We start from the raw sequence: 14,103 nt of genomic DNA, 5'->3' as shown, positions 1-14,103 counted from the left end.
AGGGGTAATTCCACGCGGTGGGGTCAGCGAGATAGAGTCCACAGGCGCAGGGAGTTCTTCGTCGACCCGGTGCATGCGTCTTGGTCGCATCAGGCCGAGACCTACTTCTCCATCGTGCAGCGGAAGGTGCTTACTCCCAATGACTTCCCTGATCTCGGGACGGTCGAAGACCGATTGTCTCAGTTCGCCGGACGTGACAACGCCACTGCCACGCCCTTCCGATGGCGCTATACCCGGACCGACGCGCGTGCGCGCACGCGCGTCGGGGACCACTCCTGCACCGAGATGCCCATCGAGATCCTCATCGCGGTGAGGAAGTTGCGGTGTTTCGGGGGTCACACGGATGGCAGCATCTCCACCAGATCCCCGGCGAGGAAGGTCACTGCCACAGCAACCTCGTCAGGATCGCCAACCCCTTCCTCAGCGCGCCCTGCCATCGCCGCCCCCAGCGCGTCGTGCCCGGCAGCGAACAAGTCCCTCAGGTGCACGACGGCTTCTGCCGTCACGGCACCACTCACTTCGTCTGCAAGCAGGCGTGTGAACGAGCTACTCAATTCCTCGGTCTCGACCGCCCGGAGAATCCGGTAGATGTCGTGCGCATCCTTGTCGTTCAGCCGAGTCGGATTCTCGACCCGCTCCCCGATCTTGTGCAGTTTGGCCACCAGGAGTGCCGCGGGACCGGCAACGCGCACATTCACCTGTCGTCCGTCGGCAGGGTCGAGGGCATCGATCCAGGTCCGGTCGTTGTCGACCACCACTGCTTCCAACCCGCGAGCCCGACGCGTCGCCCGCTTCCCGTGAGGTGGAATCCGCCCGCCCCGAGTGCTTTTCGATCCTGGCCCCGCCAGCGCTTCGGGCACCATCAAGTCGACTGGGATCCCGTCGGCGTTTCGCCACGAGCCTGGCTGTCCACTGACACGATCGAGGAAGAACCCGGCCGCCTCCATGGCGGCCTCGACTCTCGGGTCCTCCGCCAAGCCCCGAGGGTCGAGTGCGAGGTCGGCATCCTTCGTCGACTCCGCGAGGGCAACGGGTACACCACCTGTGCGAAGGTAGATCGCCTGAGCTCCGATCACCACCACTGAGTCCCTGTGCTCGCCCAGCGCTTCGACGGCATCCAGCAGGGCCGACCTCGTCCGCACGAGGAGGTCGTCGTTACCGTCGACGCCACTGGGGCTCATTTCGCACCATCCATTCGATGAGTTCTTCGGCCTCAGACGGGTTGCGGCCAGGTCCGGTGAGGAGGTCTACGGCCACCTGCGCAGGAGCCACACGGGTCACGCCAACGTCGTCCTCCAGCATCCGAGCGAAAACGACGTCTGTGCTCGGTTCCGCCAGAAGTACATTCACGCCCGATTCCGTGGCGCGGAGCCCCCACGCCTGAGCGCACCTGGCGCTGTCATCGACGTAGATCATCGCGTTGCGGGGCGGCGCGTACTCGACCCAGGCTGCGGCCGCGATAGTGCCGGTCACTGCATACAGCTCGTCGGATTCGGCGACGGTCTCCATCAGCGCCTGCAATCCGCGTGGTGCGATCCAGCGAGTAACGACGCTGCTGCGCACGAACGCATAGTCCGCACTCCACCGTCGCAGCAACTCGCTCCAGTGCGGGACGACGAGTCCTCCCGCATCGGTTCGGACGATCAGCTCTTCGGCTTCGAGGAACTCCACCACTCGGTAGGTTGACCCGGTCGACGAACCCGATTCTCGAATCAGGTCCCTGATCGTCCACTCCCGGTCGACGTCGATCAGCGTCCGAACCACCTTTGCGGCAGGATCACCCTTCAGGGTGCCCCGCGGGCGTCCGGGCCCGCGCCAAGGATCCCGTTCCGCACCGCTACCCGAGATGAACAGCCCCGGCGAATCGACGTCCACCTGAACATTCCCCGTGGCGTCGACGTACGAGATTCCGGCGTCTCGGAGGCGCTTGCGCACCGGGGGCGACAGGTATTTCGCCACCACCACGCCGTGACTACCCAGCCTGCCGCCGACGACGAGATCGAGCCGCTCTCTGATCAACGGGATGTCGCGACTCTCGACGTTGCGTCGGGCCTGCAGAACCAAGTCCACGGCACGGCCATCCGGCGCCGTCACGTGGACGACCGCGTCCGCCCCCGCATTCTCAGGGGTCGCGCCGTAGCGTGTTTCCCATCGAGATGGCAGGCGGTCGATCAGTATCGACCCGCCGGCGCGCACGATCTCGGCCTCGTTACGCGGCTCCCTGCTCGTGTCCACCCTCCACCCCTCCCGGCGTTCGGGAAAGATAATACCTCCACCGCCGTTGGAATCAACCAATTATCTGAACGCTGCACCATCGCTGCCTAGCCGACGACGCATTCCTCATCGTCGTCAGGGCGCCGACCCCGACACTCAGAGCCCCCACCACACCGCTGCCACCACACCTCCGCGCAGAAAGCAATCAACCTAAATCACCAATCAGTGATTTAGGTTGATTGACATTCAAGAGTTCAAGCGCTAAGTCCGCCGGTCGAGCTCTTCCCACAACCCCGCCATCGCCCCGGCCGGGTCGAGGTAGTACTCCGATTCCCGCACCCGCCAGAACCTCCACCCGCTCCGCTGTAGTTCGCGTTCGCGTTCGATATCGGCGCGCTGCCGGTCAGGGTTGGTATGCCACTGATCGCCATCGCACGCCACAGCCAGCTTCCCCGCCGCACCCGTCAACACCAAGTCGATGAAGTAACCGTTCACGTCGACTCTCGGATTCACGTGATACCCGCGCGAGGCGATGTCGAGGAACACTGCCTGTTCGAAGAGGCTGCCGAACGCCTCGTGCCGCTCGCTGCGCGTCACGCCCGCCGGCATCGGATCGGCAGGTGCCGGCGACACCGACTGCATGTATGTGAGCAGGGAGTGTCGCAGGTCTGTCGGCCGCAACGTGTCTGCTGTGCGCGAGTGGAACAGCCAGAGTTGGTCCTGCGCCCGCGACGCCGCAACGTTGAACCGCCGCTGGTATTCCGTCCTCGTCATCGCCGCAATGTTCTGTTCAGGAGCCACGACCATCGACAGGAACATCACATGCCGCTCGTCGCCCTGGAAATCCGGCGGCGTTCCGACGCGGAGCCTGCGCTGCTCCCACTGTTCCGGGGTGAGCCTTGCCAGCAGTTCGTTCTGAATGACGTCGACCTGCGACTGCCCCTGCAGCACCACCACGCCGAACGTCTTCCCGTCATAGGCCTGGTCGTTGAGGCACTGCACGAAGGTGTCGACGAGAGCGTAAGCCTCAGCTCGGTTCGTCAACGATGAATTCTGCCCTGCAACAGCACCATTCTCGACGAGAGTGGTGCGCAGCGGCGGCAGTCTGTCGGCTCCGTACTGCCGCAACGGAACCAACGGGTCGTCCGCGTAGAACTGTTCGCTCGACCACGCGATGATCTCCGGCATCGACCGGAAATGCTCCCGCAAGCGGACGATGCTCCCGAACCGCGACCGCAGCAACGAAAACATGCTTGATCGTGGAGTGAAACTGTCGCGCAGATACTTCGGGATGTCGGGAAGGTACGAATCGAGACGACTGAACACCCCGTCGAGCGCACCCAGCGACACCCCGCTGGGCGCGCACTGCTTGTCGTCGCCGACGACGATCACACGCGGAGCGAGCCACAACAGGAACAGGCTGCTGATGTCCGCCTGGCTCGCTTCGTCGACGATGACAACGTCGAATGAATTCTGTTCGGGCGGAACCGAAGACAACACTTCCTGGAGCGGCATCACCCATGCGGGCACCGCGCCTTGCGCGACCTGCATGGCTTCTCGTGCCGCAGCCCGGTAGCGCTCTGCGTATCTGCCGGTGCCCTTACCGATGCTCGCGACATGGTCGCGATACGAGTGGAGGGCCTGGACCTGCTCGGCGGTGGTGCGATCGAGGCACGCGCTCCACGCCTTCACAGCGAGGAGCTGCGTCGTCGCACGCGCGATGTCTTGTTCGACTGCGTCGAGGTCGCGTTCGAACTGCCCGTCGTCGCTGTGCTCGTGGAAACGTTTGGCCCACTGATCTGCGCGACGCCACGCCCACGCATCCTCGATGTCCGCGAGACGGACCGGCCAGCCCAAACTCAACGGATTCTCGGCAATGGCCTGTGCGAGCGCCGGCGCGGCGGTGGTCAACTTTGCATGCAGCGAGACGAGCTCGAGCTCTTCGCGCTGTTCACCGACCGCGCGATCCCACGCGTCCAACGCCGTATTGATGCCCTCGAAGTCCGCGTCGTTAAAGGCCCGCGCCAGCGCGCGTCCCTCTGGCGATGCTCCCCCTGCGGTCTTGCCCCGCACGTCCATGCCGATGGATTCGAGCCAGGTCTTGCTTGCTTCCGCAGTACCGGCTGCAGCAATCACTCGCGCGGACTCCGCAACCGACCGAGCCTGCGCGATACTCGTGATCCGCGGCGCACCGGGGTGGATGTGGCGCATTTCCGTTTCGACGTCCCCGACGCGGGTGACGAGGTTGTCGACGATGCCGCGGTCGCGGTCGATGAACGCCAAGGTGCCGACAGCGCGGCTGCGCGACTCGTCGAGCGCAACATCGATACCGAGATCGCGGAGGACGATCCCCGCCACCCGAATCGCTTCGAGCGCGCGCAAGTGTTCCGCAACGATGCGTGCCGTGTGCGCGGTGGTGGCCGCGACACCGTCGACGGTGGCGACCTCACCAAGCGCCTCGACTGCAGATTGCTCGTCGCTCCTGCGGAAGCGCGTGAAGCCGCTACGCCATGTGTCGCCGGCCTCGAGCTTGCGGGCCAGCGCGTCATACGCCTCCAGCGCAAGCGGTCCTGTCACCGGCGTCTCGACCGAGCTAGCGCCGACAGCGCGGTCGGCAGCCTGCGCAGACTGCACGAGATCTGCGAGTTCAGCGGTCTTCCCCCACAGGTGCTGCGCCTTCCCGGACAAAACGTCGTCGGTCACGCGTTGAATTCGCGCATCGAGCCGATCTGCGTCTTCCAGGGCGCCCTGCAGTTGTTCGCACAGGCCGCGGATGCGGGCGAGGGCGTCGAGTGGCGCACCCTCGAGTATGCGCAGCACCTCTTGCAGTGCGTTGCTCCCGATCTCCTTCGGCGCTTGCGCGACCGCCGCGCACGCGTACTGCACCTCCCTCTGGGTGGGGAGGGCCAGATCGGGGAAAAGCTGGTGCCTGCGCCGTGCACGCTCGACACTCGACCGCTGGTGAAGTCCGTGAAGGGTGACGACCTCATCGACGGTCAGCGGTGGAACGTCGGCGAGAAGAGGCGCGGGCAACCACTCGTACTTGGATTCCTGTGCGCGGACCCGCCGGACGATCGACGCGGCTGTGCCCTCGTAGCCGGCGGCGACGGCGGGTTGCACGACCGTCTCCTCCGCTCGGACCCGCCGCACCTGTTCCATCAACATCGCGCGGCGGCTCAGTGCCTCATCGCGTTGCGCCGTGAGGTCGTCGATGCGTTCTTGTGCACGCCGCGCGTTGAATTGCGCTTTGCGCGTGGCGATCTCACCGACGCTATGGGTGAGCTCCGCAGAACCGCCCTGCACCGGGTCGGTCACCGATACGCACAGCTCCTGCAATTCGGGCGGAAGCTTGTCGCGGAGCACGCGCAGCGCCTGGGCCTTCTCACTGGTGACCAGCACCCGCTGGCCGCGAGCGAGCAGCGCGGAGACGATATTGGCGATGGTGTGGGTCTTGCCGGTACCCGGCGGCCCCTCGACCACGACCCCACTGTCGCCGGTGAGGCGATCGATGATGTCGCGCTGCTCTTCATTCGCAGGCAGCGGGAACATCGGGTCGCCGGTGAACAGGGCGGACGGCCTGCCGATGTGGTCGAGCCAGGCCACACGCTCTTCCGGTTCGATCGCCTCGACGAGCTGCGCCAGACCGAGCGGCACCGGCTTCGACTCGTCGGCAACGGCCTCGGCCATACGGTTGTAGTACTCGATGAGCGCTGAGGCGCCGTGCTTGCGCAGCACCAGCGAAGGTGACGGCGTGAGGAACATGTCGGGCGACGACGCGTCCTCGGCATGGTCCACGACGTCGACGGGCACGACGAGCGCGCGGTCGGCCCAGCCTTTGAGAAAACCGCGGGCTGCGGGATCCACGGGCGACGCAACCTGGGTTGCAAGGGACTCGTGGAGGCTGCGGGTGCCGGATGGGTCGAACACCTCCAGGCCGGTGAGGAGCTGGGTGTCTTCGAGCGACGGCCCGAGGTCGGGATTCAACCGCACCAGCAGGTCGCCGGTTGCCGCGTGTCGTTCGACGAAGGTGGACTGCGTGATCAGATGCGTGCGCACCTGCTCCCCCGCGACCTCGGCCGACAGATGCAACAGCCCCGACGCGAGGACGAGCTCGAGCGATTCGGGTTGAGATTCGAGGTCGAGCATCGCGCGTTGGAGGAAGGTGTAGAGGTGCGAGGCGGGGCGACGCTCGCGGTCGACGGCTGCCCATACTCGCCATTCGGTGAGCCAGCTGTCGAAACGTTCGGCGGCGTCGGTGGCGGTCGGGTCGAGAGTGGGTTCGACCGCGGAGTCGTCGATGGCTCCCCGCACATACCTCGCGACCGACGCGGGAGGTTGCGGCGGGTCTTCGAGTTGAACACGTCGTGCGCGGAGGACCACGTCGCCCGCTGCGGCAGCGGCGCTCAGTCCGATGTCGAGGTTGCCTTCCTCGAGAGACATCACGGCGCGGTGTTTGCCGAGCACTCGGACGGGGGTGCTGCGCGCTTTGACGAGCTCGGACAGGAAGGTGAGCAGGCGTTGTACTCGATCCCTCAGTTCAGGATCGTTGTCCCTCGACTCCACACCCACTCCCCTCACTCTGCGGACACCACTTCCACCCGTCGGCGGCGCGGGCACGACCAACCTTAAGAACTCTCCCCGACATGTTCATCCCCACCCCCGCTTCGCGACAGCAGGCGTCCCGCGGATCGCTCCCCGCGACGCCTGTTTGGACGCCTACCCTTCGGGTACCGCGTGATGATGGCAACGGACAGAATCGGGCAACCCTGGGGTACCCGTACCCCGTACGGTCCAGGCGAGCGGTGGCCCACCCGCGTCGACATGCACCTCGCAGAGGGAGTGAGCGAAGACGAGGTCGATACGTGGGCCGAGCGCATGGGACGGTTGAAACTCAACGGTCGGCTTCGCGGCTATTCGCCGCTGAGCCGGTTCGTGGAGCTCGAGTTCCTATTGATGGGTATCGAGGGCAAGAAACAGCTGTGGACCACGCTGCGTGATCTCGCGGAACTCGATTCCCGGCTGCCGAAAATCAACTTCGACGAGCTGATCGCCCGCGCCGAGCGCCAACGCACTGTCCTCGAGCCGTTTCGCGCACGCACCGGACGCGAAGTGTTCGGTGCTGCCTCGGCCGGTGGAGCCCTACCGCCGCAGAAGTAGTGACCGACTCATTTCTCCCACGGACGCAATGGTTGCGAGACCGCAATCGACTGCGGAAGGATGCGGGATATGAACGCCACGCAGCGTCGACGATCCGGCCGAGGAAAAGATCTCCCGGCTCAGGTCGATGCGGTGCTGTGGGCGTCGCGTGCGCTGGTCGGGATCGCGGCGGCCTCGGTGGCCGAGGTGGAAGACGTGGTGTCGGTGCCGCACTTGCGGATTCTCGTCATGGTCGACACCTGGGGACCGCTGAATCTGGCGGCGGTCGCGCAGGCGCTGGAAGTCAATCCGTCCAATGCCAGTCGCGCGGTCGACCGACTCATCAAAGCAGGCTTGATGGATAGGCGAGATGCACCGGAGGATCGGCGCAACCTGAACCTGACATTGACCGCTGAGGGAAAAGCATTGGTCGAGAAGGTCAGCGCGCATCGACGCGACTCGATCTCAGCGGTTCTGGAGCGGATGACCCCCGAAGACCGCGACTCCCTCACCGTCGCGCTACGCCGCTTCGCAGCCGCTGCGGGTGAGCCGCTGGACGGAGACGTGCTCACTCTGCTGTGGCCACCGAACCGCTGATCTCGCGTCTCCTCTGTTCGGGTGCAGGATCACCGCCGGTTTCGTCCGGCGAACACGGCGACGGCGCCTGCCGCAGCGGCCAGACTCGCCGCGACACCGAGGGCGCCGTGATGCTGCGACGCCCACAGTTGTGCGCTGCGGTCACGAGATTGATCATCGAAGATGCCGTGCGCACCGAAGTCGCGGCCGCCCGCACCGTCGGCAGGCGTGAAGAGATTCTCCGGCTGATCAGGATCGCGTGGGGTGTCGGTCTGCTGAGAGGCGTACCCCGTGCGGGCGAGATACCTGTCCAGGATGCCTGGCGCAATCGCATTGGCAGCGAGGGTGCCCGCAGTACTGGCGCCCACCCAGTACTCGCGGCGGCGCGGATGATCAGCGGCGTAGAGAACTGCGCGCGCCGCGACCTCGGGTTGGAAGATCGGTGGGACGGGCTGCGCGTGGTGCGGCAACCGCGACCGCACCCAGGAGAACTGCGGGGTGTTGACCGCGGGCATCTGCACCATCGTCACCCGGACACCGCTGCGCTCGTGCAGCAGTTCGCAGCGTAGTGCTTCGTTGAACCCTTGAATGGCGTGTTTGGAACCGCAGTACGCGCTCTGCAGCGGGATACCGCGATAGGCCAGCGCCGAGCCGACCTGCACGATCACACCGCGATTGCGGGATTTCATCCGCCGCAGTGCCGACAGGGTGGCGTAGACGTAGCCGAGGTAGCTCACCTCGGTTACGCGCCGGAATTCGGCGGGGCTTATCTCGCTGACGGGGGCGAATACGGAGGTGAAAGCCACGTTCACCCAGATGTCGATGGGTCCCAGCGTCTGCTCGGCTTCGGCGGCAGCGGCCTCCACCTGCTCGGGGTCGGCAACATCGGTGGGGATCGCGAGAGCGCGGCCTCCAGCAGCCTCGACGTCGTGGACCGCGCCCGCGAGCCCCGTCTCGCCGCGGGCGAGTAGCGCGACCTTGGCCCGGCGAGCGCCGTAAGCGCGGGCGACGGCGCGGCCGATACCGCCCGAGGCGCCGGTGACCACGACAACCTGTTCCGAATGCGGTGCATTCATCTCGGCCTCCTTGTCACGATCGAAATTGGGAGTGTGAGTTGCTTTGACGTAGAACGTGAGCGATCACGCTATGGCGAGGCGGTGGGCCGATTCGAGCAAGAGTGCATGAACGAAGGCTTGCGGCAGATTGCCGCGCAACTGCCGTTCGACGATGTCGAACTCCTCGGTGAACAGGGCAGGCGAACCGCATGCGGCGCGGTTGCGTTCGAACCAGCGCGCTGCCGCGACGTGGTGGCCCTGCTGATGTTCGGCCAGCGCCATGACGAACCCGCACAGGAGGAACGCGCCCTCGGCGTCGGCGAGAGGTTGGCCCCGATGTCGGAACCGGTAGACGTATCCTTCGCGGCCGAGTTCGGCGCGCACGGCGTCCAAGGTGAGCCGGGTGCGGGGGTCGTCGGCCGCAACACCACCGCGGATCGCAGGCAGAAGCAGCGCTGCGTCCACGCGGTCGTCGCCGGGGGCGCGCTGCCAGCGCCCGCTCGGGTGCAGCGACCGGGTATCGGTGTCGGCGACGAGAGCGTCGGCGAGGGCATCCCAGCGAACGGAGTGTGCGGCCGGAGCGGCTGCACTGATGGCGCGCAGACCGGCGGCGCAGGTCAAACGCGAGTGCGCCCACTCGGCGTTGTCGAGCTCCCAGATACCGGCGTCGGGTTCGTTCCAGCGTTGTTCGATGGTTTCGGTCGCGATCTCGACGGCCTTCCAGTGCTCACTTCCGAGGTGGCCGACGCGGTCGGCAGCGGCGAAGAGAAGCAGAGCTTCACCGAACGAGTCGAGTTGGAATTGCTCGTTGACCCAGTTCCCCAGGTGTGCGTCCGCTCCGGGATATCCGGGAAGGTCGAGGGTGGATTCGTCGGGGACCCGCCCTCCGCCGACGGTATAGGCGGGTTTCAGTTGCGGCCCGTCATCGAGGAGTCGTTCGGCGATGAAGGCGACGGAGGCGTCCAGAAGCGAGTCGGCGCCCGCTGCGGCAGCCGCGTGACCGGCGTAGCACTGGTCGCGGATCCAGCAGTAGCGGTAGTCGTAGTTGCGGCCCTGTTCGGCCCGTTCGGGCAGGGCGGTGGTCGCGGCGGCAACCATCCCGCCCGAGCTGCTGGTCATCCCCGTCAGGACCGCGCAGGCGTGCCGGGCGTCGCGGTCGGCAAGCGTCCCGTCCATGTGCGGAACACGTCGGTGCCATTCGCGTTCGGTCTGCCGCCACAGCTGGTCCGGGTTCGGGAGGTGTTCGCGTAGCGGCCGGTCGCTGAGTTCGAGGACGAGGTCGTGGTGCTCGCCCTCCCTGAGCTCGATGGCCGTCTCCAGTTGCCCGTTCCGAAGGTGGGCGCCGCGGCCGCCGGTCCAGCGCAAGTGGAGCGGTCCGGCGCGCAGCATCCTGACGTCTTCACGGTGCGCGACCTGATGCATCGGGTGGGCACCGAAGTCTGCGTCGGCAGACAACGAGACCTGAACCTGCGCGTCACCGTCCACCGCCACGATCCGGCGAAGCACCACTGCCGTGTGCGGGTCGCCCGGAAACGCGAGTGCTTCACGGCACTCGATGATGCCGGTGGTGGTGACCCACCGGCTGCGCCAGATCAGCGTCCCTTCCTCGTAATGTCCGCCCCAGGTGAAGCGCGTGGTCGCGGGGCACACGAGATATCCGCCGGGGCCGCCGAGCAGTGAGCTGAACACCGCGCCCGAATCCCACCGCGGTGCACACATCCACGCGAAGTCTCCGCGCGGGCCGATCAGGGCGCCCCGCTCCCCGTCTGCGATCAGGGCGTACTCGCGAAGCACGTGCGGTGGCCAGGAGGCGCCGAAGCCGGACTCGTGGGGCGCCATGAATTTCGCCTCCCTCGGACGAGGTGGTCATCTTATGCCCGTATTCGCAATGATTGCGGGGTCGCAACTACATGGGTGGTGGGCAGTGTTCCCACACGAAGATGGTTCAAACATCGAGAATCGAGATGGGAATTCACGGTTGAATGCCGTCCGGATGGGCATTCGGGCAAGACGGACAGTCACCGAATCGACGCCGCCAGGGACCTTGCGCTACCGCAACGTTTGCGCGTAATGATGGAAGAAAGACGTCTCGCCTCTGCTGCGCGTCGAACACGCACCCTGCTCCGTCACGTCGATGGCATCGCCCGGAGATCGGACAATGCCCGTGAGCCGAGGGAAGGACACAATCCGATGGCCAGTCAGAACGTTGCCGACTACCTGTTGGAACGGTTACGCGCCTGGGAAGTCGAACACGTCTTCGGCTACGCAGGAGATGGCATCAACGGAATCATGGCCGCCTGGGGCCGAGCCGATAATCAACCGCGGTTCATCCAGTCACGGCACGAGGAGATGAGCGCGTTCGAGGCGGTGGGCTACGCGAAGTTCACCGGCCGGGTCGGAGTGTGCATCGCTACCTCCGGCCCCGGCGCGATCCATCTCCTCAACGGTCTCTACGACGCCAAACTCGACCACGTCCCGGTCGTCGCGATCGTGGGGCAGACGAACCGCACCGCTATGGGTGGCTCCTACCAGCAAGAAGTCGATCTGCTCAGCCTCTACAAGGACGTGGCCAGCGACTACGTGCAGATGGTGACAGTGCCCGAGCAACTGCCGAACGTTCTCGACCGGGCGATTCGAGTGGCACTGAGCCAGCGGGCACCGACCGCGCTGATCATCCCCGCCGACGTCCAGGAACTGGAGTACGCCGCCCCCACCCACGAGTTCAAGATGGTGCCGTCGAGCATCGGTATCGACTGGCCGACCACCACACCCGACGATGCCGCGGTCGCACGGGCCGCCGAGGTCCTCAATGCCGGGAAGAAGGTGGCGCTGCTGGTCGGACAGGGGGCACGCGGCGCAGACGAGGAGATCGCTCAGGTCGCGGATCTCCTCGGGGCGGGTGCCGCGAAGGCACTGCTCGGCAAGGACGTGCTCTCGGACGAATTGCCCTGGGTCACCGGTTCGATCGGTCTGCTGGGCACGCGGCCGAGCTACGAGCTGATGATGGGCTGCGACACCCTCCTCACGATCGGCTCGTCGTTCCCGTACACGCAGTTCCTGCCCGAGTACGACCAGGCCCGTGGCGTGCAGATCGACATCGACGGCCGGTTCATCGGCATGCGCTACCCCAATGAGGTCAACCTGGTCGCCGACGCGAAAAGTGCGCTTCGAGCATTGATTCCGTTGTTGGAACGCAAGACGGACCGTGCGTGGCAGGAGGAGATCGAATCGAACGTGTCGCGGTGGTGGGAGACGATGGCGAAGGAGGCAGAAGTCGCCGCCGACCCCGTCAACCCGCTGCGTTTGTTCGCTGAGCTCTCGCCCCGGCTGCCCGAGAACGTCATCGTCACTGCCGACTCCGGGTCGGCCGCCAATTGGTACGCCCGTCAACTGAAGTTCCGGCCGGGCATGCGCGGTTCCCTCTCGGGAACGTTGGCCACGATGGGACCGGGTGTGCCGTACGGGATCGGCGCGAAATTCGCTCATCCTTCGCGTCCGGTGATCGTGTTCGCCGGAGACGGGGCGATGCAGATGAACGGGCTCGCCGAGCTGATCACCGTCAAACGGTACTGGCAGGAGTGGGACGACCCGCGGCTGATCATCGCGATTCTGCACAACAACGATCTCAACCAGGTGACCTGGGAGATGCGGGCGATGTCGGGGGCTCCGAAATTCGTGGAATCCCAAATGCTTCCGGATGTCGACTATGCAGGATTCGCCGCGAGCCTCGGACTGCACGCCGAGACCATCACCGATCCAGGTCAGCTTGCCGGCGCGTGGGACAAGGCATTGTCTGCCGATCGTCCGACCGTCCTCGATGTTCACACCGATCCGAACATGCCGCCCATCCCGCCGCACGCGACCTGGGAGCAGTTCAAGTCCGTCGCTACGGCGGTTCTCTCCGGTGACGAGGACAGCTGGGGATTCACCATGGCGGGTATCAAGACCAAGGCACAGGAGTTCCTGCCGCACAGAAACGGCTGACCGGATGCTCGACGCACCGATACGGGAGGTATCCACCGCCGCCTACACTATCCCCACCGATCTGCCCGAGGCCGACGGCACCCTCGATTGGGATTCGACGACCCTCGTCCTCGTGCAGGTCCGCGCGGCCGACCGGGTGGGTACCGGCTGGACCTACGCGCCTGCGGCCTCCGCCGCCGTCGTCGAGTCCGTCCTCGCCGACCGGGTACGTGGACGCAGCGCGCTGGATATCCCCGGCGCCTACGACCGCATGAGCAAAGCGGTTCGCAACGCCGGACGGCCGGGTATCGCTGCGTGCGCGATCTCCGCGGTCGACGTGGCGTTGTGGGATCTGAAAGCACGCATCCTCGACCTGCCGCTGCACCGACTCCTCGGCGCCGTGCATGACCAGGTGCCGGTATACGGCTCGGGCGGATTCACCACCTACGACGCCGATCAGCTCACCGCGCAACTCGAACACTGGGTGCACGAGCAGTCGATTCCGCGGCTGAAGATCAAGATCGGAGAGTCCTTCGGCGCCGACGAGCACCGCGATCTCGCGCGGATCGAGCAGGCCCGCACCGTGATCGGCGACCACACGGAGCTCTACGTCGACGCCAACGGCGCCTATCAACGCAAGCAGGCCATCCGGATCATCGACCGGGCAGAGCGGTTCGACGTCCGATGGTTCGAAGAACCTGTCTCGTCGGACGACCTCGACGGCCTGCGGCAGGTCCGTGACGCCGTGCACCCGGACGTCACTGCCGGTGAATACGGCTATGCCCTGAACTATTTCGAGCGTATGTGTGCGGCAGGCGCAGTGGACTGCCTTCAGGCCGATGTCTCCCGCTGCGGCGGTATCACCGCTTTCGCGCAAGTGGCCGCCGTCGCTGCCGCGCACAATCTGCAGCTGTCCGGGCACTGCGCGCCCCATTTGCACGCCCATGTCGCGGCAGCGACCGCCAACGTGCGTCACCTGGAATGGTTCCACGACCACGTCCGGATCGAAACGATGTGTTTCGACGGCACTCTCGACGCCACCGGCGGATCCGTCCGCCCCGACCCCGACGCACCCGGCCACGGCCTGACCTTCCGCAACGCCGACGTCGAACGCTTTCGCGTGCAGTGAGCACCCAAGGAGGAAACGTCGTGCCCGAGT

The 14,103-nt window shown here is 65.9% G+C and carries 9 protein-coding genes; 4 read left to right on the top strand and 5 right to left on the bottom strand.

Annotated features, from left to right (window positions below; translation table 11 throughout):
- Positions 1 to 335: 335 nt before the first annotated feature.
- From HCA61_RS18565 to HCA61_RS18555, 3 genes are all read right to left on the bottom strand, one after another.
- Positions 336 to 1,181 carry a GSU2403 family nucleotidyltransferase fold protein gene (locus HCA61_RS18565; protein ID WP_169689682.1) on the bottom strand — a complete coding sequence of 282 codons (846 nt, stop codon included), beginning with the start codon at positions 1,179 to 1,181 and terminating at the stop codon, positions 336 to 338.
- A complete protein-coding gene (locus tag HCA61_RS26860; RefSeq protein WP_169689681.1) occupies positions 1,156 to 2,235 on the bottom strand; it encodes a type IV toxin-antitoxin system AbiEi family antitoxin in 1,080 nt (359 codons plus the stop codon). The genes HCA61_RS18565 and HCA61_RS26860 overlap by 26 nt, the downstream gene beginning before the upstream one ends.
- A 240-nt stretch (positions 2,236 to 2,475) precedes the next feature.
- On the bottom strand, positions 2,476 to 6,777 hold the full coding sequence (locus HCA61_RS18555) for an AAA domain-containing protein (protein WP_346777600.1): 4,302 nt from the start codon (positions 6,775 to 6,777) through the stop codon (positions 2,476 to 2,478).
- A 177-nt stretch (positions 6,778 to 6,954) separates the two neighbouring features.
- Between HCA61_RS18555 and HCA61_RS26030 the strand changes: the two genes are divergently transcribed.
- Positions 6,955 to 7,371 (top strand): hypothetical protein, encoded by a 417-nt coding sequence (locus tag HCA61_RS26030; protein ID WP_206040287.1) that lies wholly within the window; start codon positions 6,955 to 6,957, stop codon positions 7,369 to 7,371.
- 69 nt (positions 7,372 to 7,440) lie between these two features.
- The gene (locus tag HCA61_RS18545) at positions 7,441 to 7,947 is read left to right on the top strand and encodes a MarR family transcriptional regulator (RefSeq protein ID WP_169689679.1); all 507 of its coding nucleotides are present in this window, start codon (positions 7,441 to 7,443) and stop codon (positions 7,945 to 7,947) included.
- A gap of 29 nt (positions 7,948 to 7,976) precedes the next feature.
- On the opposite strand, the gene HCA61_RS18540 is transcribed toward HCA61_RS18545, so the two are convergent.
- Positions 7,977 to 9,002, bottom strand: a complete 1,026-nt coding sequence (locus HCA61_RS18540; RefSeq protein WP_169689678.1) for an SDR family oxidoreductase — start codon at positions 9,000 to 9,002, stop codon at positions 7,977 to 7,979.
- 63 nt (positions 9,003 to 9,065) lie between these two features.
- A complete protein-coding gene (locus HCA61_RS18535) occupies positions 9,066 to 10,820 on the bottom strand; it encodes a glycoside hydrolase family 15 protein (RefSeq protein WP_169689677.1) in 1,755 nt (584 codons plus the stop codon).
- Positions 10,821 to 11,171: 351 nt separating this feature from the next.
- On the opposite strand from HCA61_RS18535, the gene HCA61_RS18530 reads away from it, so the two are divergent.
- Positions 11,172 to 12,965, top strand: a complete 1,794-nt coding sequence (locus tag HCA61_RS18530; protein ID WP_169689676.1) for a thiamine pyrophosphate-requiring protein — start codon at positions 11,172 to 11,174, stop codon at positions 12,963 to 12,965.
- A 4-nt stretch (positions 12,966 to 12,969) separates the two neighbouring features.
- Entirely contained in the window at positions 12,970 to 14,073 is a 1,104-nt protein-coding gene (locus HCA61_RS18525) for an enolase C-terminal domain-like protein (RefSeq protein ID WP_169689675.1), read from the top strand.
- Positions 14,074 to 14,103: the final 30 nt, after the last annotated feature.

Origin of the sequence: Rhodococcus sp. HNM0563, assembly GCF_012726195.1 — a bacterium.
Lineage (GTDB): Bacteria > Actinomycetota > Actinomycetes > Mycobacteriales > Mycobacteriaceae > Rhodococcus.
Note: the sequence above shows the minus strand (reverse complement) of the source record. Positions and strands in the feature narration are given on the sequence as shown.

Coding starts and splice junctions, on each gene's coding strand:
- HCA61_RS18565 (WP_169689682.1), bottom strand. CDS start 1,181: ATGAGCCCCAGTGGCGTCGACGGTAACGACGACCTCCTCGTGCGGACG.
- HCA61_RS26030 (WP_206040287.1), top strand. CDS start 6,955: ATGGCAACGGACAGAATCGGGCAACCCTGGGGTACCCGTACCCCGTAC.
- HCA61_RS18545 (WP_169689679.1), top strand. CDS start 7,441: ATGAACGCCACGCAGCGTCGACGATCCGGCCGAGGAAAAGATCTCCCG.
- HCA61_RS18540 (WP_169689678.1), bottom strand. CDS start 9,002: ATGAATGCACCGCATTCGGAACAGGTTGTCGTGGTCACCGGCGCCTCG.
- HCA61_RS18535 (WP_169689677.1), bottom strand. CDS start 10,820: ATGGCGCCCCACGAGTCCGGCTTCGGCGCCTCCTGGCCACCGCACGTG.
- HCA61_RS18530 (WP_169689676.1), top strand. CDS start 11,172: ATGGCCAGTCAGAACGTTGCCGACTACCTGTTGGAACGGTTACGCGCC.
- HCA61_RS18525 (WP_169689675.1), top strand. CDS start 12,970: ATGCTCGACGCACCGATACGGGAGGTATCCACCGCCGCCTACACTATC.